The 22,589-nt window shown below is 41.3% G+C and carries 21 protein-coding genes and 1 tRNA gene; 9 read left to right on the plus strand and 13 right to left on the minus strand.

The genetic code is table 11. From position 1 onward, the window contains the following. Positions 1 to 254: 254 nt before the first annotated feature. From holB to tmk, 3 genes are all read right to left on the minus strand, one after another. Positions 255 to 1,223 carry a DNA polymerase III subunit delta' gene (gene holB, locus H6G69_RS04160; protein WP_190682064.1) on the minus strand — a complete coding sequence of 323 codons (969 nt, stop codon included), beginning with the start codon at positions 1,221 to 1,223 and terminating at the stop codon, positions 255 to 257. A gap of 104 nt (positions 1,224 to 1,327) precedes the next feature. After that, on the minus strand, positions 1,328 to 1,990 hold the full coding sequence (locus H6G69_RS04165) for an ester cyclase (RefSeq protein WP_190682067.1): 663 nt from the start codon (positions 1,988 to 1,990) through the stop codon (positions 1,328 to 1,330). A gap of 144 nt (positions 1,991 to 2,134) precedes the next feature. Continuing rightward, complete coding sequence (gene tmk, locus H6G69_RS04170) at positions 2,135 to 2,785, minus strand: dTMP kinase (RefSeq protein WP_190682070.1); 651 nt, start codon at positions 2,783 to 2,785, stop codon at positions 2,135 to 2,137. A 265-nt stretch (positions 2,786 to 3,050) separates the two neighbouring features. On the opposite strand from tmk, the gene H6G69_RS04175 reads away from it, so the two are divergent. Beyond that, positions 3,051 to 3,344: a DUF6679 family protein gene (locus tag H6G69_RS04175; protein ID WP_190682072.1), complete on the plus strand. Its 294-nt coding sequence runs from the start codon at positions 3,051 to 3,053 to the stop codon at positions 3,342 to 3,344. A 43-nt stretch (positions 3,345 to 3,387) separates the two neighbouring features. On the opposite strand, the gene H6G69_RS34630 is transcribed toward H6G69_RS04175, so the two are convergent. The 3 genes from H6G69_RS34630 to dapF form a co-directional block, all read right to left on the minus strand. Next, a complete protein-coding gene (locus tag H6G69_RS34630) occupies positions 3,388 to 3,954 on the minus strand; it encodes an HD domain-containing protein (RefSeq protein ID WP_313950121.1) in 567 nt (188 codons plus the stop codon). Next, entirely contained in the window at positions 3,938 to 4,201 is a 264-nt protein-coding gene (locus H6G69_RS33760) for a hypothetical protein (protein WP_242071974.1), read from the minus strand. Before H6G69_RS33760 ends, H6G69_RS34630 begins: the two co-directional genes overlap by 17 nt. A gap of 410 nt (positions 4,202 to 4,611) precedes the next feature. Then, the gene (gene dapF, locus H6G69_RS04190; RefSeq protein WP_190682075.1) at positions 4,612 to 5,451 is read right to left on the minus strand and encodes a diaminopimelate epimerase; all 840 of its coding nucleotides are present in this window, start codon (positions 5,449 to 5,451) and stop codon (positions 4,612 to 4,614) included. Between the two features lie 180 nt (positions 5,452 to 5,631). Between dapF and H6G69_RS04195 the strand changes: the two genes are divergently transcribed. Further along, complete coding sequence (locus H6G69_RS04195) at positions 5,632 to 5,850, plus strand: Hfq-related RNA-binding protein (RefSeq protein ID WP_190682078.1); 219 nt, start codon at positions 5,632 to 5,634, stop codon at positions 5,848 to 5,850. Positions 5,851 to 5,963: 113 nt separating this feature from the next. On the opposite strand, the gene H6G69_RS04200 is transcribed toward H6G69_RS04195, so the two are convergent. The 3 genes from H6G69_RS04200 to H6G69_RS04210 all read right to left on the minus strand — a co-directional run bounded on the left by H6G69_RS04200 (position 5,964) and on the right by H6G69_RS04210 (position 11,591). Next, positions 5,964 to 8,285 carry a cation:proton antiporter gene (locus H6G69_RS04200; protein WP_190682081.1) on the minus strand — a complete coding sequence of 774 codons (2,322 nt, stop codon included), beginning with the start codon at positions 8,283 to 8,285 and terminating at the stop codon, positions 5,964 to 5,966. A 289-nt stretch (positions 8,286 to 8,574) separates the two neighbouring features. Continuing rightward, positions 8,575 to 10,539: a sulfite reductase, ferredoxin dependent gene (sir, locus tag H6G69_RS04205; protein ID WP_190682085.1), complete on the minus strand. Its 1,965-nt coding sequence runs from the start codon at positions 10,537 to 10,539 to the stop codon at positions 8,575 to 8,577. A 515-nt stretch (positions 10,540 to 11,054) separates the two neighbouring features. Beyond that, positions 11,055 to 11,591, minus strand: a complete 537-nt coding sequence (locus H6G69_RS04210; protein WP_190682088.1) for a hypothetical protein — start codon at positions 11,589 to 11,591, stop codon at positions 11,055 to 11,057. 435 nt (positions 11,592 to 12,026) lie between these two features. Between H6G69_RS04210 and H6G69_RS04215 the strand changes: the two genes are divergently transcribed. Beyond that, complete coding sequence (locus tag H6G69_RS04215; RefSeq protein WP_190682091.1) at positions 12,027 to 12,974, plus strand: ADP-ribosylglycohydrolase family protein; 948 nt, start codon at positions 12,027 to 12,029, stop codon at positions 12,972 to 12,974. Positions 12,975 to 13,033: 59 nt separating this feature from the next. On the opposite strand, the gene H6G69_RS04220 is transcribed toward H6G69_RS04215, so the two are convergent. From H6G69_RS04220 to H6G69_RS04230, 3 genes are all read right to left on the minus strand, one after another. Beyond that, positions 13,034 to 14,032: a transposase gene (locus tag H6G69_RS04220; RefSeq protein ID WP_190682093.1), complete on the minus strand. Its 999-nt coding sequence runs from the start codon at positions 14,030 to 14,032 to the stop codon at positions 13,034 to 13,036. 14 nt (positions 14,033 to 14,046) lie between these two features. Beyond that, on the minus strand, positions 14,047 to 14,898 hold the full coding sequence (locus tag H6G69_RS04225; protein WP_190682096.1) for a hypothetical protein: 852 nt from the start codon (positions 14,896 to 14,898) through the stop codon (positions 14,047 to 14,049). A gap of 212 nt (positions 14,899 to 15,110) precedes the next feature. Next, positions 15,111 to 15,770, minus strand: coding sequence for an Npun_F0813 family protein (locus H6G69_RS04230; protein WP_190682100.1), 660 nt, complete (start codon positions 15,768 to 15,770; stop codon positions 15,111 to 15,113). Between the two features lie 509 nt (positions 15,771 to 16,279). Here H6G69_RS04230 and H6G69_RS04235 point away from each other — a divergent pair. Beyond that, positions 16,280 to 16,352, plus strand: a tRNA-Arg gene (locus H6G69_RS04235). Positions 16,353 to 16,399: 47 nt separating this feature from the next. Here H6G69_RS04235 and H6G69_RS04240 read toward each other — a convergent pair. Then, complete coding sequence (locus tag H6G69_RS04240; RefSeq protein WP_190682103.1) at positions 16,400 to 16,957, minus strand: DUF202 domain-containing protein; 558 nt, start codon at positions 16,955 to 16,957, stop codon at positions 16,400 to 16,402. A gap of 507 nt (positions 16,958 to 17,464) precedes the next feature. Here H6G69_RS04240 and H6G69_RS04245 point away from each other — a divergent pair. From H6G69_RS04245 to H6G69_RS04265, 5 genes are all read left to right on the plus strand, one after another. Further along, a complete protein-coding gene (locus H6G69_RS04245; RefSeq protein ID WP_190682106.1) occupies positions 17,465 to 18,415 on the plus strand; it encodes a LysR substrate-binding domain-containing protein in 951 nt (316 codons plus the stop codon). Between the two features lie 312 nt (positions 18,416 to 18,727). Beyond that, positions 18,728 to 18,865: a hypothetical protein gene (locus H6G69_RS04250; RefSeq protein ID WP_190682109.1), complete on the plus strand. Its 138-nt coding sequence runs from the start codon at positions 18,728 to 18,730 to the stop codon at positions 18,863 to 18,865. 3 nt (positions 18,866 to 18,868) lie between these two features. Further along, on the plus strand, positions 18,869 to 20,185 hold the full coding sequence (locus tag H6G69_RS04255) for an efflux RND transporter periplasmic adaptor subunit (protein WP_190682112.1): 1,317 nt from the start codon (positions 18,869 to 18,871) through the stop codon (positions 20,183 to 20,185). A gap of 66 nt (positions 20,186 to 20,251) precedes the next feature. After that, positions 20,252 to 20,992 carry an SDR family oxidoreductase gene (locus H6G69_RS04260; RefSeq protein WP_190682115.1) on the plus strand — a complete coding sequence of 247 codons (741 nt, stop codon included), beginning with the start codon at positions 20,252 to 20,254 and terminating at the stop codon, positions 20,990 to 20,992. A 499-nt stretch (positions 20,993 to 21,491) separates the two neighbouring features. Then, positions 21,492 to 22,586 (plus strand): alkene reductase, encoded by a 1,095-nt coding sequence (locus H6G69_RS04265; protein ID WP_190682118.1) that lies wholly within the window; start codon positions 21,492 to 21,494, stop codon positions 22,584 to 22,586. Positions 22,587 to 22,589: the final 3 nt, after the last annotated feature.

The following is a 22,589-nucleotide window of genomic DNA, read 5'->3' on the forward strand; positions in this document are numbered from 1 at the left end:
TCCTGAGCCTATTTTATTAAATCAGATTTTTGCCAAGCTTACTTCTTTGGGACGTATTCATGCCGTTTCTACAGGCTTTAAAGCCTCGTAAATTGGCAACGGTATTGTTAACAAAAATAAAATATTGATTCTTCGCGCCTTTGCGCGGCAGTCGCTTCAAGTCGGCAGAGCCGCCCAACGCGCTGCCTTGCCTTTGCGCGAAACAAAAAACATCCCACTAATCAGCAATGCCAAAAGACGTTGCAGTGCAACGTCTAATTATTTTGCAAATTACATATTTGATACAGTGCTAAAAATGTGCATTCCCAAACTAGGCGCGGTTGAGCATACACTAACAGAGATTTACGAGCTTGTTCTAGCTGATGAATAATTCCGGGTTGATGCCATTGTTGCCAATAAGAATGTTGTAAATAATCAACTAACCACAGTTGAGCTTCTGTATCTAATTCTTTGTCAATTTTTTTACCTAACTCTAAAGCATGGCGATAGGATTTAGGTGCTGTAGTTAAGGCGGGAAGTAACTCAGGGGAGATGGTTTGCAATTGTTCATAGCAGGCGATCGCATTTCCGGGACTACCTGCTGCTATGTTTACAATTGTCGGTTGCTGCAAAATTTCTAGATGGCCTGTGTGTGTCAATACTTGAGTTAAAGCGGCTGTGTCTAAGCGATAAAAAGGAATGCGTTGACAGCGCGACACCAAAGTTGGCAATACAGACTCAGGCGAAGGCGCAATTAAAATTAACGTTGCTTGTCCTGGTTCTTCTAAAGTTTTTAATAAGGCATTGGCGGCTGGTTCTGCCATTGTTTGCGCTTCTTCTAGCACTACTACATTTTTTGGTGCTTCTAAAGGTGGGCGGCTGAGAAATTCTGTAATTTCCCGAATTTGTTCTAAACGAATTAAAGGCGGTGCTTTGCGCTTGAGTTTTTTTTCGGCGGCTTCTGCGGCTGTGTATCTTTGCCCTTGATATTGATAAGTTGGCTGTACCCACAACAAATCAGGGTGGTTCCCTTGGCGTAACCGCCTCTGCACAGATGCAGCTAAACGCGTTTCTACATAATTACAAAAGAAAAATTCTGCAAAACATCGTGCTGCTAAACTGCGCCCTACCCCATCTGGCCCCACAAACAAATAGGCAGGGGCAACTCGATTTTGCCTAACAGCCTGAGTCAGCAATTCTATGGCTTGCTGTTGTCCAACAAGTTGGGAAAACGAATTAGTCATGAGGGAGTCGGGAGTAGGGTTAGGGGAAGAGGTAAAAATTATTTACTCTTCTCTCTTCCCTCTATTTTTAATTACTCTGTTGCCTGTTGCCCCAACCCTGTTCCCTATGAAGCATGAAAAGGACAACCCGTTGCCAATTTACCTAAAAACGCACTTTGATCGAAAAAATGCTCTAATGACACAATTTTTAAATCATCAGTCACACGCGCAATACTTATACCTGTGATTTCTACCCTTTCACCTGTAGGTGCGTGTTCTTTGTATGGGCCGCTAAAAGTTCCCCAATGCCGCCACTTAAATGTAACATTTGGTGGCCCTGCTAAAACTTCAATTAGTTCCCATAAAAAGCCATCAGGGAATGCTTTGTGAAAGATTTGTGCTGATGTTTCAAAGTCTTCTTCCGAAGCTTTATATTTATCTGAGTCACCCAAAAATAAGTTATAAGTTCCTGCGTCTACAACTTCCTCCGCTGTATAAGCAGGGCCGCCGTTGGTAATCATGCGGAATTTATCAGTAACAATCGATATCCACTGCTGAGGATTGCTTTTATAAGATGCTTCCATTTCAAAGGTTCTGACTAAATTCTGCACGATCGCTTCTAAAGAACCTTCTAGATGATTATATTGGCTTTCGCGCCGCAGATTGTGGTTTGTCCGTGAATAATCAGGCGGCTCTTGATATCGCCACTCAACATTGTTACCACCTTCAGCAATTACAATATCTCTATCTTGTATCCAAAGTGGTTGATGTGTAGATGCTTCACTCATAAAACACAGCAGATAAGTTGTTATTTGCATAAAGCACAAATAACACTACCATTTTTTTCATAGTTTTTTACATAAAAATCTTTAACTTAAATAATATGGTTTTGCTATTTGGTCAAAGATATAACTGCTTAAACCCATAAACCCTTATACCTCGTCTTGTGAGCCTAAATCTTGGAAATGTAGACGCAAAGATTTTTGAATGAAATGATGCACAGTCTCTTTACTCAAGCTACCATCTATTCGCACAATACGAGATGGGTTAGCGGCTGCTAAGTCTGCATAGCCACGGCTGACGCGGTGATGAAAGGCTATGGTTTCCTGTTCGATGCGGTCTAGGCTGTCAACGCTGCCGCGTTTGCGCTGTAGTCCTATCTCAACATCGACATCTAGCCAAATAGTCAGGTCACTGGTTAAGCCACCTGTGGCAATGTGGTTAAGTTGGTCAATTAAACTCATACTTAAACCCCGACCGTAACCTTGATAAGCAACGGTAGAATCAGTGTAGCGATCGCAAAGTATATATTTTCCTGCTGCTAAATTGGGCTGAAGTTCTTGGGCTACGTGTTGGGCGCGGTCAGCAGCATACAATAATAATTCTGTCACTTCGGCAACTGGTTTATCTGCTGATTTTTCTAGCAACAAACGCCGCAATTCTGTACCTAATATTGTTCCACCTGGTTCACGCGTGACAACCACCGCCAAGCCTAAACTTTGCAGCCATTCACAACAAAGCTGTATTTGAGTAGTTTTGCCGCAACCTTCTACTCCTTCAAAGACAATTAGTTTGCCACTCATGAGTTTAATTCTTTTAAATATGTATTTTTGTTGACGTTTTATCACATTACCAGCTAACAATCACTATTAAAAAACGTCTTGATGTAGCACAAGCATCAATAATTTACAGTATTTCTATAAATAGGTTGTTAACTAACTGAATCATCTAATTTTATAGGTGAATATGTATTACCAATTTCCATCCTAATTAAGTAGTTTCACCGTTGCAATTGTCTTGACTGTCAAAATAGTATTTACCACAATTGTTTTTTATAGTTGAATTATTGTGAAGTCAATCCTCCAAAGTTACTTAGAACAAGAAATCTGGCTATTGATACGAGATAAGTGGTATTTTGCAACAATTATCAAAATTAGTGACGATTTGTTATGGTTTAAACACAGAACTCATAATAAAGATACTGAGGAAGATACTTTGTGGGAAATGATTGTCAAAATCAATGAAATCATTGCTGTTGATAAAGTTATTTCTGTGATGAGTAGAAAGCCAGATGTATTTATGTCACGGCTGTTAGAAACTAATAGGACTACAGATAACCATCAGGCAGAACATGAAAGTTAAAGGTTAATAGCAGTATATTAAGATGATGGGTAGAGCGATCGCTTTACTCATCTTGTCCAAAAGTTACACAAGGACTGTCAATTTCTACGCTTGGTTGAAAAGAACTACAAAAAGTAACAGTAGCACAATTAACTTCCCATTCATCAGGATGAATACATTCGCTTTTGTCTGCTACAGCTACATGAAACGCACAGTCATAACAAAGTGATGATGGCGAATTTTTTTGTGTTAAGTTAGGCTGTGTTTCGCGGGCATTTAAATTACTTCTTAACTCTTCAAGAGCCTGAAAAATAGAATTGAGTTCAGGCGTATTAAATGTCTGACTAGAAAATTGGAAAAACTCTTCAAGGTTAGCTAGTCCTTGGTGTTCATATACACTAGCTTGCAAAACCATTTTTAATTGATCTAGTTGTCGGACAAATTGAGATTCCGGTGATTTACCTTGCTCATACTCTTCCCATAAATTAATCCAGTGGGAGCCATTAGGTAGTTTATTGAGTATTTGCATAACAGCATCTTTTTCTAATTGATATTTTTGTTGCTTTTCTACTCTATCGCTAGGAGTAATATCACCAGCATAAACTTCTCCTAAGTCATGAATTAAAGCCATCTGAATCCTTACAACCATTCTTTAATAATCGGAAACCAGGTTTTCTTAAACGTTTTTTGAGCAAGACAAAACCTTTAGCCTCTTGTGATCGCAACACTACCCGAACAATCCAACGGCAAAAGTTCATCACCCACTGCATCAAAGGTTCTCCATCAAAACCAACTAACTGGCTGACCATTGCTGCACTTTTAACACTTTGACTGCCAGCAAGAGGAAAAGGGGCAGGGGGCAGAGGGGAGAACGCCATACATAAATGTAGGGGCTTGAAATCAGGATGCAGTATTTCTTGACGGCAGTCGTCTCAAGTCGGGAAACCCGCCCACGACACTGCCTCCACTACGTGTCTCGAAATACATATTTTTTCTTTTTTCCTAAATAAATTTAGTTGCTCTGTTCCCTTTTGGCAGGGGAATTTACTCATCTTTCCCCCTGCTCCCCTGCCTCTTCTGGTCAATTATGGCCTCGGATGCGTATACTGAGAGAGCTTTTTTACAAAATTACCGACTTTTCAAACAACCTCTTAGGCATGATAGAGAATTCAAATTAATGGTTTTGAATACCTCTGCACCTAAACCCTTGATTTTTTGGTGTAAGTCTTAACAGAGCATTGTATGTCTGTTGTTTTTCCGGCAATTTGTAGCAAGAAGCTGAGTGTAATTAAATTTTTCCAATAAACACTCGTTCAGCAGGGCCAGTCATATAAATGCGCTGGTCTATTTCTGACCATTCAATTTCTAATGGCCCTCCAGGTAATTCGATAGTTGCAGCGCGATCGCATCTGTTTGTTAAGACACCCGCTACCAAAGAAGCACACGCACCTGTACCGCAGGCTAATGTGATACCTGCTCCTCGTTCCCATACCCGCATTTTTAAGTAATCACGGCTAACGACTTGAATAAATTCGGTGTTTGTCCGTTGTGGGAAAACTGGGTGATGCTCAAACTTCGGGCCAATAGTTTCTAAAGGAATAGCTGCTACATCTTCTACAAAAGTGACGCAATGAGGATTACCCATACTGACACAGGTAACTTCCCAAGTTTGTCCAGCTACTTCTAGGGGTTGATTAACTACTTTGGCATCACCTGTTCCCAGAGTAGTGGGGATTTCGCCAGCTAGGAGTCGCGGTACACCCATATCCACTCGCACTTGACCGTCGGGCGTGAGTTGGGGTGTAATCGTCCCAGCTAAGGTATGAATGCGATATTTGTCTTGAGTGCGGGATGCGCCTTCTAAATCGGCCAGGAATGCAGCTAAACAGCGAATACCGTTACCACACATTTCTGGTTCTGAACCATCAGAATTAAAAATCCGCATAGTGTAATCATTACCATTTTTTCCGGGTAAAGCAAAAATTACACCATCTGCACCAATGCCAAAGTGGCGATCGCATAATTCGACGGCTTGCGCTGGAGTGAGAATCGGCGAAGCGCTGGCGCGATTGTCAACAAGAATAAAATCATTTCCTAGACCGTGATACTTAGTAAATTCGATTGCCATTTTGCCAATGATGAATTATCAATGATTAGGAAAGTATGAAGTAGAAAGTGTGAAGTATAAAGTATGAAGTATGAAATTTTTTCCTACTGCTTCATATATACATTTTTTAGCTTTGATCCTTCATAGATTCCAACCTTATTATTTAAACAATTTTTGATTGTGCATACATCATCACCTAAAATGGCGACAACTCAATTTGATACGTCACTGCCTAGCATTCGGCAGCTGCAAAACCTGGTTAAACAAGCAGCAGTGGTAGAGTTCAAGTTGGTGACAGGCGACTTGCTAAGAGGGAAAATTTTATGGCAAGATCCTAGCTACGTGAGTATTGCCGATGAAAACAGCCAGCAAACGACTATTTCTAAGCACGCGATCGCCTATTTCCAGCCAAAAGGTTAATTAGATGACTGATGACCTAAAATTGCTGGTGGCGGCTGGGTGTATGGGTGCAAGAGATTATAGTTTTGCTCACTTACACCCATACACCCTTGGAGGTAAGTAGTACTTAAATTTTAAGGTGAAAGTTCTTTGAGAGTTTGTGACTCCTCAAGTTTCACTTTCGGGATAGATAAAGGTACTTTGCTAGCTGCAATAAATAATGGTTGTATTTGATTCAGGCTGGGTAAGTTGCCACATAATAATACTTGATCCCCAACCTGTAAATCGGTATTGCCATCGGGATGACGGATAAATTTACCATCGCGGCGGATTGCTTGTACCTCTATGCCAAAATTCTGTTGCATATCTAAGGCTGTGAGGGTTTTGCCTAAAATATCAGAATCAGCATTGACTACAGTCCACTGACAAGCACTATTTTCTCCGGGAACGGCTATTTTACCCTCAGCGAATTCTTCTAAGGCGGCGAGTTCCTCTGTTGCACCCACAACTAATAAGCGATCGCCTGCTTCTAATCGAGTTTGGTTATTGGGATAATCAATTTCATTACCATTGGCGCGGCGAATTGCCATCAAACTTACCCCTGTTAAGTAGCGCATTTCTGCTTCTTCTAAACTCATACCTATTAAAGGCGAAGTAGAAGGTAGGGGATACCAGCGACGATTTAAATCGCGGGTAGCTTGGTATAAATCGCGGGAAACTTCGGAAGCGGAACGTTCTGGCCGTAAGTCTAGGTAATGATCGTTGCGAATTTGCTGCATTTCTCGCTGGACGACAAATGGCGAAAAACCTAAGTCATTTAACAGATAGGTTGCCATTTCTAAACTGGCTTCAAATTCTGGTTGGACTACTTCTCTAGCTCCTAATTGATAAAGCAATTCAATATTTTTGTCTTGAGTAGCGCGGACAACCAAATTTAATTCTGGACATAACTCTAAGGCGCGTTTGAGACTCAGACGGGTACTCATAGGGTCAGGAAGTGCGATCGCCATTCCTTTAGCGTGGTTTACACCAGCAGTTTCTAGTACGTGGAAACTCACGCAATTACCGTAAACATAAGGCACTTCCGCTTCACGTAATTGCTGGATACGACTTTCGGATTGGTCAATCACTACTACAGGTAAGTTATGCTGCTGCAATAATTTCACCAAATTTTTACCGACTCTGCCGTAACCACAGACAACTATATGGTCTTTTAAAGGCAAATCCTCTGAGAAATCTCGTGCTTCACCTTCCCCAGCTAAATAAGGTTTGAGCCAAGGCATAGATTCGGCAAAGTTAAATAAAAACGGTAGTAGCCGCAAAACAAATGGTGTGAGTATGAGGGTGACTGCGGTAGTTCCCAAAATTAATAAGTATATGCGTCGGGAAACTAATCCCAGTGCTTGCCCTTCACTAGCTAGTACAAAGGAAAATTCCCCAATTTGAGCGAGTCCCAACCCAGCAATTAAAGCTGTTTTCAACGGATAGCGGAAAAACTTAACTAAAGGGGTAATAATCAAAAACTTACCCACAAATACCAGTGCTACTAACCCTAAAATTAATTCCAGATTGTTCCATAAAAATACTGGGTCAATCAGCATTCCAATAGCAGCAAAGAATAAACTGGCAAAAATATCTCGGAGTGGCTCGACATAAGTTAAAGTTTGGTCAGAATACTCCACCTCCGATATCATCAAGCCTGCGACAAACGCTCCCATCTCAATGGACAGGCCTAAATATTCTGTGAGTAAGGCAATACCCAAACATAGAGCAACTACACCCAGTAAAAATAATTCTCGGCTTTCCGTGCGGGCTAGCATTCGCAGTAATGGCGGTATTAACCAAATACCTGCTACTACTGCCCCGGCGGCAAATAAACCAATCCGCACTAAAGCCGTTAACACTGCCATACCAATAACTTCACCTGGTTCATGCAGCGCAGGTAAGACGGCAAGCATCAGTCCTAAAGCTAAGTCTTGTACTACCAAAATCCCCAGCATTACCTGTCCGTGGGGCGTTTCGGTTTCGTTGCGCTCCATCAAACATTTCAAGACTACGGCGGTGGAAGATAAGGAAAGAATTGATCCCAAGAAAACACCTTTAGCTGGTAAGCTGCCCCAAGCACCTGTTACCCCACACACCACTACAGTAATTAGGATTGTTAAGGCAATTTGTAGCCCGCCGCCACCAAGCGCGATCGCTTTGACTTTTTTCAGTTCTGCAAAGGAAAATTCTACACCCAAGGCAAATAATAAGAAAGCCACGCCAAACTGAGCCAAGGTTTCTACTTGAACTACCTCTTTAATTAGCCCCAGCCCTGCTGGCCCTACAACCATCCCACCAATGAGATACCCTAACAGCACAGGTTGGCGTAAAAAGGATGCCAACAGTCCGCCACAGGCTGCAACTGCCAACACTGATACTAAATCAACAATTAACCTAAAATCTTCCTGCACAATTTTTAAAAAGAACTATTAAGACCTGTTAACTTCACTCTAATAATTTAGGCTTGACTTGGCAATCAAGTAAATCACACTTCTTAGTCATTAGCTTTGGTCAACAGCCTGGAAAAGTTCACGAAAAAGTCCTTAGGTTCTCATTCTCGTTACTGTGCTCATAATTCCATCTCAACTGCTCTTTGATGAGAGTCCCCCTGATAAAGGGGGAACAACAAGTGCTTTAAATTAAAACCATTGAGTTTTAAGACAACTCCAACGCATAGCTTTATTTCTTCCAGAGATTGTTTTAATCTATCTGGAAGTAAGCTTTTAATGCTGTGTTGACTATTTCAGTCATTGATTTACCTTCACTGGTAGCAGTTTCCTTGAGTTTGGTGTAAACCTCGTCATAAAGGCTAATGCGAGGACGGGATCTGCTAGGTGCGGCTTTTTTCTTGGTGGCTACTGTTTTGGGTGTAATTGCTTCTGTTGTGACTGCGACAGTTTCCGGTTGATATTGGGCGGCAAATTCACGTATAGCATCAAAGCCAACGCGATCGCAAAAATCGCCAAAGCTTTCTTCACCTTGCCGTGATTTTTTAAAGTAAACAAAAATCGGCTCTAAAAAGCTTTCTAGATCATTGTGGTGCAACTTCTCGACAATTGGTTGCGCTAACCTTGTTTGATGTGGTGAACCACCTAACCAAACTTGATAAGATTCTGGCGCACTACCAACAAAAGCCAATTCTGCCATATAGGGACGAGCGCAACCGTTGGGACAGCCTGTCATTCTGATGACAAAATGCTCATCCTGTAAACCAACTTTATCTAATAGCACCCGCACTCGTTCTAAAATTCCTGGTATTGCCCGTTCTGATTCGGTGATAGCCAAGCCGCAGGTAGGCAATGCTGGACAAGCCATTGCGTAACGAAATAGCGGTTCGATTTTCCCAGGGTCTGTGACTACGCCGCAACGGTCAAGAATTTCTTGAATGGCTGGTTGATTCTCTGGGGCGATGTCGCAGAAAATCAGGTTTTGATGGGGTGTCAGGCGGATGGGTAGGTTAAATTTCTCCACAATTTCCCGCAAAGCGGTTTTGAGTTGCCAGGAACCTTCATCTTTTACCCGACCATTATCGATGGAGATACCTAAAAATAACTTGCCATCGCCTTGTTCTTGCCAGCCGAGGAAGTCTTCATATTTAAATTCTGGCAGTGGCTTGAAGGGGGTGACTGGTTTACCAAAATATTCCTCAACTTTGGCGCGGAATTTATCTACACCCCAATCATTAAGTAAGTATTTTAACCGAGCGTGACGGCGGTCAGTGCGATCGCCATAATCTCTTTGAGTCGCCACAATGGCTTTAACTATGTCGTAAACATCTGCCTTGTCTACATAGCAAATGGGGTCTGCTAATCTGGCAAAGGTTTCTTCTTTATTGTGGGTTCTGCCTAAACCACCACCTGCAAAGACATTAAAACCTTCTAATTCCCCTTGCGGATTGGTTATTACTACCAAAGTCAAATCTTGGGAATACAAATCAATCGAATTATCCCCTGGTACTGTCACGCAAGCTTTGAATTTGCGTGGCATATAGTAAGTACCATACAGTGGTTCTTCACTGTCATGAATCACTGTGCCGTTACCGTTACTTTGACGTGCGGCTTTTACTTGTGGGTCTTCTTCTGCGCTGATGGCTTTTTCACCATCTAGCCAAATTTCGTAATAAGCACCAGTTTGGGGAGAGAGTAAATCAGCGATATTTTGGGCATATTCCCAAGCATACCCATACTCAGGACGATTTTTGAAGGGAACTGGAGGGGCCATAACATTGCGGTTGATGTCGCCGCAAGCACCCAAAGTAGAACCCAGATTTTTAATAATAGTGGCAATGGCAGCTTTGAGATTTTTCTTTAAAATCCCATGCAATTGAAAGCCTTGACGGGTAGTCGCGCGTAATGTGCTGTTCCCATATTCATCAGCCAACTTATCCAAAGCCAGATACAGTTCTGGCGGCACAAACCCACCCGGATTTTTTGTCCGCAGCATGAATTGGTAATCTTTCTCCTGCCCCTTAACACGATTGTCTCGGTTATCCTGCTGGTAGGAGCCATGAAACTTGAGAATTTGAACCGCATCTTCACTAAAGTGAGTAGTATCCTCAAGGATCTGCGTTGCTACAGGTTCACGCAAAAAATTACTATTTTCTTTGATGCCTTCTACTTTTGAGGGCTTACGACTGGCAAGTGGAGGAGGAGCAGATTTAACCATTAGAGTTGTATAGTATTGTCAATAAAGCAGCTATCAGAGCCAAGCTATAAATTTTGCGGCTGAGTGTTTCCCAGTAATTCGGTCGGAAATATGATGAATACGACAATTTTAACACGCCAAAAAGCCGGCTTTGTCAGTGGTGTCACACTTAACAAGACCAGCATATATAAGTAGGCGATGTAAATCAACTCAAACTTGGTAGTTTTTTGTTGACTTTTGACCGGGAAATACTAGATTTCATCATTAGTGAAAGCAAAGCCAGAGACTAATACCAATTCACTTTCAGTTTGATACAAATGGGTCGCAGGGGGGCAGGGAGCAGGAGGTAGGGAGAAAGATGGATTTGTATCAGGATTTTCGTGAAATGGGATAAAAGCTAAAAACTCTTAATTTTACCCATCACTTGCCAGTTAGCAGGCAGAAGAAAAACTGTTTTTTGGCTAATTTTAAGAGTAATCTTGTTTAAGTTCCTAAAATTCTCTTGATGGTCGCAAATTACTAATAACTAACGACGCTTATTTAAACCGATAGCCAATACCACCATTGATAGTAACAGCAGAAGCGGGGCTATTTTGATAAGCTCTAAGTCCTACCTTGGCATTGGTATAAAGTAGAAAGTTATTAGCAACTTCTGACTCTACACCAGCACCAACTACGACAGAATCTCTATTTCCTAAGGGACTAGGCGCGCCATCTTTTTCGACAAAAGAATAACCACCAGTCACAAAAGCGTTAGTTTTGTTAGCAATTGGGACATCTACAGAAACTTCGGGAATAATACTCGTCGTATTCTTATTCCAGAGAACGTTACCGCGTGCCGAAAAAGGAGTACTGCCTAATTTGACACGGCTTGTAATATTCCCACCAAAGTTTGCCGCATCATTATTCAGTCCACCATTAGTAACATTGGCGGCAACACCAGCACCAATATAACTAGCATCAGTACCTTTTTTTTGTTCTGCAGCAGCTTGGCCTGCATTGAGAAATAGAGGAACAATGGCTAAAGATGACAATGCAGAGATTGTCATAAAAGACCGCAATAAACCTTTCATAATTTGGTGAAAATTTTGTAATTTTTGCTGTTATATACCAGGTCGAAAGTTGTGTAAAAAGGTTCCTTTTAATTTGGGCGAGCTATAAAATTTTTGAAGCGTTTGTAGCAGCAAGTTGAATAGTGGAGTTGATATAATTATTAGCTTGCATAACTAAAATTATCTCAAGATTTGCTGGTCTTGTTGTTTACCAGCCAAATAAGTATGCGCTTAGAAAAGTGGCACATAATCACCTCAAAAGTAATTTTATCCACTCCATAAAATGCTTAATTAACTTTGATGATGATCAGGTTTACTAGAATTTACACCAATGGCTGTAGCAGCAATAGCAATAAGCTATAGCAGAAATATATAAAGTTAATTTATCAGATTTCAATTTTCACAACTTATTCGGATTGAGTGTTAATTTTCGGCAATTTTCGTGGAGATGGAAGAATGCTAACCGCTACACAAACATTGTCTGGGTTGATGGGTTTATGTGTCGGTGATGCGTTGGGTGTGCCTGTGGAGTTTACCAGCCGGGCTGAAAGAACAAAATCCCCAGTCACGAAGATGCTAGGTTACGGCACATGGCATCAACCGCCAGGAACTTGGTCAGATGACAGTTCGTTGACGTTTTGCTTGGCAGAGAGCCTTTGTCGAGAATATTCTATAGATGCTATAGCTTTGTGTTTTTGGCGTTGGTATAAGCAAGCCTACTGGACTCCAAGAGGGGAAATATTTGGCATTGGTCAAAGTACCCATGCAGCTATTATGCGTATTAATCAAGGAGTTCCGCCTTTAGAAGCTGGGGGAACTAGTGAAATGAGTAATGGTAATGGTTCGTTGATGCGAATTTTGCCGATGGCTTATTGCCACAAAACTTTAGATTTCCCAGAGTTAATTTCGCGGGTGCATCAAGTGTCTTGTATTACTCATGCTCATTTGCGATCGCAAATTGCCTGCGGCATTTATACTAGTATCGCTATTGAACTACTACAAGGCTCAGACCTGCTAACAGCTTATTTACAAGGCTTAGAAAAAATCCAAACAATCTATTCTGATGCAGAATTTGCAAGCGAAATGCTGCATTTTGCTAGGGTATTGGGTGGTGACATTGCCAGCTTCCCAATTGAAGAGATGAAATCTGGCGGCTATGTCATTGACACTCTAGAAGCATCATTATGGTGTTTATTAAATAGCTCATCCTATGCAGAAGCAGTGTTAAAGGCTGTCAACTTAGGCGAACACACAGGCACAACTGCGGCTGTCACAGGCGGTTTAGCCGGAATTTACTACGGTATTGAAGGTATTCCCCAACAGTGGGTTAACTCCATTGCCCGTAAACAGGACATCATCAATTTAGCAAGGCGTTTTGCTATGGCTGTTTATACTCATAATTAGGGAACAGGGCTGGGGAAAAAGTTTCTACACCCTATTCCCCTAACCCTACTCCCACTTTCTTAGACTGTAGACAAAGAATAAACCTGACCATCAATTAACAGTCTGGTGATACCTTTAGCTTGGAGATGAGTCCGAGCCTTTTGTAGCATTCTACTATCTGGAACTTTAATCACGCGATCGCGCTTGGTGGAAAAGCGTTTCGCCACCCTATGGTTATCAAATATCGGCAGCGTTCTTTGCTGGGTTTCAATGGTAGGAATTTGCCCTAAATCACCAAAATCCTTGAGGGGTCTGGTAATTAGCTCTGCGGAACGGTCAATAACTAAATAACAAGTTCTCGGCAAATTAGCTGCCGACAATGGTAAAACTTGTACTGGTGCTTCGCCTAACCTACGTCTTGTAACTAATGGTCTTGGCTCTTCAAAGTAATCGTCATCTTCCTCATAATCTTCATCATCTAAATCATCATCTAGATCGTCATCTAGATCATCTAAATCTTCAGACTCGTCCAATATTTCTTCACCCAGCATTTCTGCATAGACAGCCACTTTGGGTTGGTCGTCGTCCAAGATGGGGCTGGAAATGATGGGAATTTCTGGCGGCTCTTCTTTGAGAGTCTCCGACTTTTTGATGATTTTTGGCTTTGGTTTTTCTACCTCTGCTGAGGAACGCCGCCTGACGCGTCTAATAGCTGATGATTCTTCTGTATCATCTTGTGGTTCTGCGTCTGGTTCTGGCTCTAATACTGGTTCTTGTGACCTAAGTTTGGGCAATTCTATAGGTTTGCTTTCACTCTTAGGAGGTTCTACTTCTGGTTCTTTATGAACCAACAAAGGTAATTGTTCGTAGTTGACCTGCGCTCTCCCTTCAGGAGTCCGAGCCGCCCGTTTCAAAGAAACCAGGTATTCATACTCATCTTCCGGCAAGGTACTTTTGAGCAGACGACTAATTGTCGAGTTGCTCACGTCATAACGCTCTGCTAAAGTCGAGGTTGTTTCAGCAGTTTCTCGATATAACTTAAGAATTTCTTGTTTGTCTGATTCTGTTAGTTTTCTCACGGTAGATACCAAATCTAAGCTCGTTTACGTCCACGCTCCCGCCGAGTCCGACTTAAAGAAGCGTCATGTTCTAGAACAGCGCCCATACCAAATAGCACTCCACTAAATACCCAAAACACTTCTAAGATGTCTCCACTTTGATAGTTAGGCCCTTGAGCGAATTTAAACCACATATCTGCAATGTAGAGCGAAAAGGCGGCCGCTGCAATCATTCTCCAAGATTGAGCTACTCGTCCACCCCAAAAAGCTAACAGTAATGTAGTAGCAATAATCAACAACACTACATCGCTAACTACATAAAACCAGTTTAATATGGCTGCTAGAGTTTCTGTTGGTGTGGTTTGCTGCATAGAAATCCACCATGCTACTAAACTACCAAACACTCCTATTGCTCCTACAATCAGCCATTGCCATTTTTCTAAATTAATCCGTCTCGAAGCCACAGCTAAAATCATGCCTACGCCAAGGGAAATATAAGTCAATACAAAAAATACATCGCCAATTGATACATCGGGTTCTTCTTTTAAAACAATTTCTGTATAGCCAAAAAATATCCCTCCTAGGAAATAAGAAAGCATACCTATGGCAATTGCCAACCAAACAGTGCGGCTACTAACGATTTGGGGGCTACGCCAATTCCTTAAGCATAAAATACCAGCACCCAAGTAAGCTAAGGCTTCAAAAATATTTGTGCCAATTACATACCATTCGGCACGACTTTCTACGCCGTTGGCTCCTGGAATTTTAGCACTAAATAGCAAAAAATATAATAGTGCAGCCACACCCCAGCCAATTCCGGCCAAAATAATGTTGCGGTTGCTAAAAAGAGTTTTAGAATTCAGAAGGTTTTTGTGTAAGCTACTCATAAAAACTGACTTATGTATATGCACGCTGGAAGTCTGAAGTTGGAAGTATGAAGTCTAAAGGATGGAGTAAGAATTTATTGGTATATAACTTGCTCGTCAGTGGTGCAAAAAAACCGTAATTTTTTGAATAATTGATGAGCAACTGAGTATGTCTAACCTTTGATAAATAAGGGTTTTCCTACTTCATACTCCATACTTCATACTTACTTGAGCTATTGCCAAAGTTTACTCAGTGATGATTGATTGAGCCAAGCCATAAATAGCGATCGCTCGCCTTCTGCCATATCCTGTAATCTATCCGCTACTTTGTTGGCAAAGTTGGCATTACCAAAATAGGTTTTCCCTAGCTTGTGTAGTTCTTGCAAGAAAATAATCACATGATTTTCTTGCCACTCTGGAAGTTTAGTTCCTTCTAGGGGATCTATTGTCACTAAGTGTTTAACTGATTCGGGGGAAGATGTTTCGGGAAGTTTCTGCTGCCGCAAAACTTCGCCAATATCTTTTTCAAATAATGTTAATTGTCGAGCGCCTAAAAACTCTTCAATATCCATGTGAACAGCTTGGAGTAACAAAATACTGGCGAGGATGAGTATGCCTGTTTTGCCATGACCACCAGTATCACTATCTAACTGTTCTAGTCGGACTTTACCCCAAACACTAAAACGGTCTGGTTCTTCTAAGAGGACGCAAGCTTTACCGCGATTATCGGTTAAATCTCTCCACAAGGTTCGCGCTTCTTCTTCTTGATTGGCTTTGAATACGCTAATCAAGCGGAAGGTTTGCCCCTGATAATGGAGGATCGGCACCTGCTGATCCCTTTTTGGGTGCTGAATGGTTGATATTTCAACATCCTGCCGTTTGAGAATAAACATGGCACGCTCAAATAACTCCTCACAGGGCCTTTGTGGATATGCGATCTATAATCTGATTTGGTTACATCGCCAAGGGTGCGATTACTTAGCGTGTCATTGGGGTGAACTAAAGCGATCGCTCTTTAGCCACCTTAGTGTAAATTATTCCCAAAGGATTTACAGCAACACGCAAATAACGTCTCCTTGACCACACAATATAGCTAATCAATAGCCTTTGTGCTGCATTAGTTAGCTAAGATTGATGGCGAATTTCCGATTTGAGATTTTTTTGGTTTCTCTTGTGTCCATAGTGGACGAAACAAACCGTCCATTTTCCATTGAAAACTCTGGCCCCCCTAACCTTTGATAGTGGGGTCAATCCAAAATCGAAAATCCAACATGACTGGACTAACTTGCGACTAGCATCTTAGCCTTAGCAATAGCAAATCTGCAATTTTTTGATTGCTTCTTAGTTCAAAAAACGATATAATTTTTTAGATGACTCTAAATTAGAGCCATAATATTATAATGGGCGCGTAGCTCAGTGGATAGAGCAATTGCCTTCTAAGCAATCGGCCGCAGGTTCGAGTCCTGCCGCGCTCGTTTTTTTTAATAGAAGTTAGCATTTTTACTCAGCACTTAGCACTTTGTTATTCAGGAATGATGGGACTTGAAGGGCTAAGGGGGGTTGTAAACACATAATAAATTACCCCAGATCCCAAAATCATGATTGCTAGACTAAAAAGTATTACCCAACGGTCTGTAGGTTCGTAGGTGTCATCTTCAATATCACGACGTACGGAAAAATAATGTGCTGTTGATAACCACACTGTTACTAAACCAACCAAAGAAAAGACTAACCCCAATTTCCAGCCATTACCAGGACTAGGTGAGAGGGGAATTTGAAATATCCGCAGACGCACGATGACAACTCCAAAACCTAAAAGTGCGATCGCAGTTCGCATCCAAGCCAAGTAGGTGCGCTCATTAGCTAGGTGATCTCTAATTCGTGATGGATTCAGCCGTCCTGGCTTTTTAGTTTCTTTCTGTTCTTCGGTTAGTTTAGATTCTAATTGCATCAATAACACCCTTAAACCCAAGGAGATTTGTCTCCAAAAAATGCGGAAGTAATAGCCAAATTCTTTCGCAAAAATTTGTAGTTTGTGCGATAATCGCACTTTTAAAAAGTATTTAAGTTGCTTAGACATTTTGATTAAAACTTATTTTAATGTACGCATCTTGATAGCACAAGTATGACTAGCACAATCATGAAAAAATCACTCGTGTTAGGTAGTTTTGCTTTACTTTATAAGACTTTGGCTATAGTCTATTTAGATGAAAAACAGTTGAACCTCATACTTTTTAAGTAGCCCCATAAACTATGGGTGTATTTATTTTTTAAATAAGTATGCGCCCATTTAAAATTAGCCAATATGTGTAAATTAAAACTCAACAATCAAAGATTCATTCCTCAGCCTTCGTAACACAAAATATGCCTCATCCTGGTTCAAGATGATGATTACCTGATGATTGATTCAGGTAGCAATTAACTGTTCAAACTCTCAAATCCCATTTGGATTTAGCTATGTTTCCCAATGCCAAAGGCTTGTTTTATACTGTACGTAACTGAATTAATAAAAGCAAATATTTTTATTTGTCAAAATGATAAATAAAAATGATTAAATTTTGACATTAGGTTTTTCAGGGATAAGCAAATGGCAGGGATGACGCTAGAGCAACTCAGGATTTTTCTCGCTGTAGCAGAACACCTACACTTTACTCGCGCAGCAGAAGAGCTATATATTACTCAACCAGCAGTCAGTGCCGCAATTCAGAATTTAGAGCAAGAATACGGAGTTAAACTTTTTCATCGTATCGGTCGTCACATTGAAATGGCCGAAGCTGGTAAATTACTGCAAGTAGAAGCACAAAAAATTCTTGATCAAGTGAAGTTAACCGAACGAGGTTTGCGGGAATTAAACAATTTGCAACGAGGAGAATTGAAATTAGGGTCGAGTTTGACTATTGGTAATTACTGGCTACCTAGTAAGATTAGTGAATTTAAAAGTCGATATCCCAATATTTCCGTTGACTGTAGTTTGGCAAATGCAGAAACAATTTGCGAAGGAACGGCGATGGGACAATTTGACATCGGTTTAGTAGAAGGTGATGTCAAGCCTGCCTTACAGAATACTTTAGAACTAGAAATTGTGGGGAGCGATCGCTTGCAAATTGTCGTGGGGAAAACTCACCCTTGGTTTGAACATCCAGAAATTGCGATCGCCGAAATTCCCCAAACCCCTTGGGTAATGAGAGAATCAGGTTCAGGAACCCAGCAACGATTTGAACAAGCCTTACAAAATTGGGGGATTAATCTCAGCGACTTGAATGTAATTTTAGTCTTCAATAGTGGCGAAATGGCCAAAGCTGCCGTTGAAAGTGGTGTCGGCGCAACTGGTATCTCAGAATTGATGGTCAAAAAAGAAATTCAGTTAGGTAGTTTGCGCGCTATTCGCGTGATTGAACATCGAGAATTTGCTAGTAAAAATTTAGAAATAGTTCGACCATTTTTTAAACTCAAGCATCGCCAAAGATTTCAAACTGCTTTGTCTAAAGAATTTGAAAAAATGTTACTTCCTTTATGTACACCAGTAAACTTTGAATAAAAATTTCTCACTTCAATACTGCAACAGCAATATGTGAAACTTTGGTAACTTTAGTAACTTTAGTTATCGTTTTTTTTATTACCAGGACTTACGCACAGCCTACGGAAAATCGAACCACAGAGACGCAGAGTTCACGGAGAAATAAGAGTTTGAGAGTTTTTTTGCGTAAGTCCTAATTACTTTATTTTTCTCAAAATATTTTAAAATACCTGAGTTTAACAGTATCATCATCATTTAGGCAATAACTGACAAGACAGTTAAAGAACTCATCTGTATCCGAATTTTTATCATTGACCTTTTGGTAGATTGGTCATGATCTCTAAAAACAGTATATTTGGACGAGTTAATCTCAACTTTGCCATTACTCCTCACTCTAAATCAGGAAATCGCATCTCAACAGAGTCAAACTTAATGAAGTTTTTATTGATGTTGTTTTTAGATGAGTTGTAAGCTATGACATCCCCTGAACCTCAAACTGATTTTGTCAATGAAATTTCGCAAACTGCTGACGAATCACCGCCACAAAAGCGGCGATGGGTAAGATTATTGTTAGCTTTAATACTAATATTTGGAGGTAGCACTGCCATAATTTGGCGTTTGCTAAGTCCTACACATCAAGCCCAATCAATTAGTTCTCAACCACCAGGAACCAGAGTCAAAATTGCGCCAGTTCAAATAGGCACAGTTGAAGACAGTACAGACTTTATTGCTAGTTTAGAGTCTCGCCGTTCGATTAATCTTCAGCCGACAATTCCAGGGCAAGTCACTCAGATATTTGTCAAGCCAGGAGACACAGTTGCTACAGGTACACCTATTATTCAAATAGACCCAAGAGTGCAACAAACTTCTTTGCTGGGCAGTAACGCGGCGGCACAAATGATTGCCGTACAGTTAGACAATGCCCGGACTACACTACAGGCTTTAGAAACAGAACGGTTATCTAACATTAATGAGCTACAGCTAAATCAGCAAGAATATGAAAAATATGCCAATTTAGCAGACCAAGGGGCTGTATCTCGCCAGACGAAAGATTTATACGCTAGTAAGCTGTCTACGGCTAGGGCTAATCTAGTGACGATTAATTCGAGAATTGCGGCGCAAAGAGCTAGTATCATCCAAGCTGAAAGAACTTTATCACAAGCTGATGCTGTGGCGCGACAACCACAAGCTCAACAGTCTTACAAAATTGCTACTCCCTTGGCTGGCACAGTGGGTAATATTCCTGTCAAAGTTGGCGATTTTGTGAATATTTCCTCACCATTAGTTACCATCTCGCAAAATAAACCTTTAGAAGTCAATGTCTCTGTACCTCTAGAACGGGTGGCACTATTACGCAAAGGAATGCCTGTAGAACTGATGAATGCTCAAGGGCAATTATTAGGTACAAGCAGAGTATTTTTCATTGCAGAAAATCCCAATGTTGACAGGCGATCGCTTTTAATTAAAGCATTGTTTAATAACTCTCAAGGACTGCTGAGAACTGATCAATTAGTTAGGGCGAGAGTAATTTGGAATCAGCGCGCAGGAGTTTTAATTCCGACTACAGCAGTGGCGCGCATCGCTGGTGACACTTTTGTGTACGTCGCGGCAAAACAAACAACACCCCAAGGCAGAGCGCAATTAATCGCTCAACAAAGAAGAGTGCGAGTAGGCGAAATTAAACGTAACAATTATCAAGTTCTCGAAGGTTTGCAGCCAAAAGATGAAATAGTCGTTTCGGGACTGCTGAATCTCAAAGATGGTGTGCCGATTGTACCTGATTCTTTGTAATCAGTAAATTTAACCTGAGTGCAGTAAGCTCACAGCAAATCATCACTTATCAAACAGGATAGCTATATGGCAGCTTTAACAGGGAAAGTTGCAATTGTCACGGGTGCATCACGCGGAATTGGTAGAGCGATCGCTTTAACATTAGCTAGTAAGGGTGCATCTGTCGTTGTTAACTATGCGGGAAATGCGACTAAAGCCCAAGAAGTCGTTGCGGAAATAGAAAATCTGGGAGTCCAAGCGATTTCTCTTCAAGCCGATGTGAGTAATATCAGCGATATTCAACATCTTTTTCAAAAAACCATTGCTCATTTTGGCAAAGTCGATATTCTAGTCAATAATGCAGGCACAATAGTTTACAAACCAATTACAGAAATTACCGAAGCAGATTTTGACAAAATCTTTGCTGTGAATGTCAAAGGCACTTATTTCGCCTGTCAGCAAGCCGCACAACACCTAGCAACAGGTGGCAGAATTATTAACTTTTCCTCTTCAACCACAGCAATGATGTTGCCCACCTATAGTGCTTATGCTGCCACAAAAGGCGCGGTGGAACAGCTAACACGCGTATTAGCTAAAGAATTAGGTAATAAAGAAATCACCGTCAACGCTATTTCTCCCGGGCCGACAGACACAGAACTATTCCGCGAAGGCAAAAGCCAAGAACAAATCAATCGTTTAGCCCAAATGTCAGCCTTTAACAAACTAGGTGATGTGCAAGACATTGCCGATGTCGTGGCTTTTCTTGCTAGTGACGAAGCCCGTTGGATAACTGGGCAGAACATTCGCGTTAATGGCGGGGCTGCTTAAGGTTGGTTTGGATAAGAAGATTCTTCGTGAGGGCTAGTGGGGGAGCAGGAAAGCAGGGGAGCAGAGGAGAAATTAGCATTCCGAGTTTTGAACTTGAAACTTCCGGTTTTTTACTCCAAACGTCAGCCTTTGAACTCGACAGTTCAAGCTTTTTACTCCAAACGTCAGCCTTTGAACTCGACAGTTCATGCTTTTTACTCCAAACGTCAGCCTTTGAACTCGACAGTTCATGCTTTTTGCTCCAAACGTCAGCCTTTGAACTCGACAGTTCATGCTTTTTGCTCCAAGCGTCAGCCTTTGAACTCGACAGTTCATGCTTTTTGCTCAAAGTTCCGAGTTCAAAGAGGAGATATTCGATTCTTGTGCTTGATTTGTTGTTTTAGAGCATTCAAAGCAGACTTTCAAACTATGTTGATACCTGAAACTACTCAAAGTGCTTAGTTTATAATCAACACTCAACACTCAATACTCAGCACTCAGCACTTTCACTACAGAAGCAATGAACTCTCAGCACAATCTATTTACACCTGTTCAACTTGGCCCATTAACTCTTTCTAACCGCATCGTCATGGCTCCCATGACTCGATTACGGGCAATTGATAATATCCCTAACGCTCTCATGGCAACGTACTACGCCCAACGCGCAAGTGCAGGGTTAATTGTCACAGAATGTACAGCAGTTTCACCATTGAGTTTAGGATATATCAACTGTCCAGGGATTTACAGAACTGAACAAATAGAGGGATGGCGGTTAATTACTGATGCGGTGCATGAACAAGGGGGACGTATCTTTCTCCAACTATGGCATTCTGGCAGAATTGCACACCCGTTTTTGCTCGGTGGGGAATTGCCTGTGGCTCCGAGTGCGATCGCGGGTGTTGGTTCGCTGCACACTCCCAATGGTAAAGTTTCTTTAGAAGTTCCCCGTGCTTTAGAAACCCCAGAAATTGCTGGCATTGTCGAGCAATTTGGCCAAGGAGCCGAAAATGCCTTAGCTGCTGGATTTGATGGCGTAGAACTTCATGGTGCGTTTGGCTATTTAATCGACCAATTCTTGCAAGATGGTTCAAATCAACGCACTGATGAATATGGCGGTTCCAGTGAAAATCGCAGTCGATTTGTTTTAGAAGTAGTAGAAGCAGTTACTAATGTCTGGGGTGGAAACCGTGTAGGTATTAAGCTTTCACCCAGTAACACTTTTTATGGAATGTCTGATACAAATCCTCCAGCAACATTTGGTTATGTCATTAATGCCCTAAATCGCTTTGATTTAGCTTATCTACATTTAATGGAACCTAACGAAATTGATTTAGCCAACCGAGAAGTGATGCATCCTTTAACGCCTTACTACCGACAAATCTACAAAGGTACATTAATTACTAATGGTGGCTATAATCGCCAAACAGCAGATGCTATTCTCTCAGAGAATCATGCCGATTTAGTATCTTTTGGTAAATTATTTCTGGCTAACCCTGACTTACCGAAACGTTTGCAATTGAATGCACAGTTAAATACGCCAGACCAAACAACCTTTTACTCTTCTGATGCTGTTGGCTACACAGATTATCCTTTTTTAGAGCTGCAAGTTAGTTAAGTA

It is taken from the genome of Nostoc sp. FACHB-110 (assembly GCF_014697425.1).
GTDB lineage: Bacteria > Cyanobacteriota > Cyanobacteriia > Cyanobacteriales > Nostocaceae > Nostoc_B.

What these genes read in the sequence shown, in the direction of transcription:
- H6G69_RS04215 (WP_190682091.1), top strand. Translation starts at nt 12,027, where the DNA reads ATGCTAACCGCTACACAAACATTGTCTGGGTTGATGGGTTTATGTGTC.
- H6G69_RS04230 (WP_190682100.1), bottom strand. Translation starts at nt 15,770, where the DNA reads ATGTTTATTCTCAAACGGCAGGATGTTGAAATATCAACCATTCAGCAC.
- holB (WP_190682064.1), bottom strand. Translation starts at nt 1,223, where the DNA reads ATGACTAATTCGTTTTCCCAACTTGTTGGACAACAGCAAGCCATAGAA.
- H6G69_RS04265 (WP_190682118.1), top strand. Translation starts at nt 21,492, where the DNA reads ATGAACTCTCAGCACAATCTATTTACACCTGTTCAACTTGGCCCATTA.
- H6G69_RS04195 (WP_190682078.1), top strand. Translation starts at nt 5,632, where the DNA reads ATGGCGACAACTCAATTTGATACGTCACTGCCTAGCATTCGGCAGCTG.
- H6G69_RS34630 (WP_313950121.1), bottom strand. Translation starts at nt 3,954, where the DNA reads ATGGCTTTAATTCATGACTTAGGAGAAGTTTATGCTGGTGATATTACT.
- dapF (WP_190682075.1), bottom strand. Translation starts at nt 5,451, where the DNA reads ATGGCAATCGAATTTACTAAGTATCACGGTCTAGGAAATGATTTTATT.
- sir (WP_190682085.1), bottom strand. Translation starts at nt 10,539, where the DNA reads ATGGTTAAATCTGCTCCTCCTCCACTTGCCAGTCGTAAGCCCTCAAAA.
- H6G69_RS04260 (WP_190682115.1), top strand. Translation starts at nt 20,252, where the DNA reads ATGGCAGCTTTAACAGGGAAAGTTGCAATTGTCACGGGTGCATCACGC.
- H6G69_RS33760 (WP_242071974.1), bottom strand. Translation starts at nt 4,201, where the DNA reads ATGGCGTTCTCCCCTCTGCCCCCTGCCCCTTTTCCTCTTGCTGGCAGT.
- tmk (WP_190682070.1), bottom strand. Translation starts at nt 2,785, where the DNA reads ATGAGTGGCAAACTAATTGTCTTTGAAGGAGTAGAAGGTTGCGGCAAA.
- H6G69_RS04225 (WP_190682096.1), bottom strand. Translation starts at nt 14,898, where the DNA reads ATGAGTAGCTTACACAAAAACCTTCTGAATTCTAAAACTCTTTTTAGC.
- H6G69_RS04210 (WP_190682088.1), bottom strand. Translation starts at nt 11,591, where the DNA reads ATGAAAGGTTTATTGCGGTCTTTTATGACAATCTCTGCATTGTCATCT.
- H6G69_RS04240 (WP_190682103.1), bottom strand. Translation starts at nt 16,957, where the DNA reads ATGTCTAAGCAACTTAAATACTTTTTAAAAGTGCGATTATCGCACAAA.
- H6G69_RS04250 (WP_190682109.1), top strand. Translation starts at nt 18,728, where the DNA reads ATGATCTCTAAAAACAGTATATTTGGACGAGTTAATCTCAACTTTGCC.
- H6G69_RS04165 (WP_190682067.1), bottom strand. Translation starts at nt 1,990, where the DNA reads ATGAGTGAAGCATCTACACATCAACCACTTTGGATACAAGATAGAGAT.
- H6G69_RS04245 (WP_190682106.1), top strand. Translation starts at nt 17,465, where the DNA reads ATGGCAGGGATGACGCTAGAGCAACTCAGGATTTTTCTCGCTGTAGCA.
- H6G69_RS04255 (WP_190682112.1), top strand. Translation starts at nt 18,869, where the DNA reads ATGACATCCCCTGAACCTCAAACTGATTTTGTCAATGAAATTTCGCAA.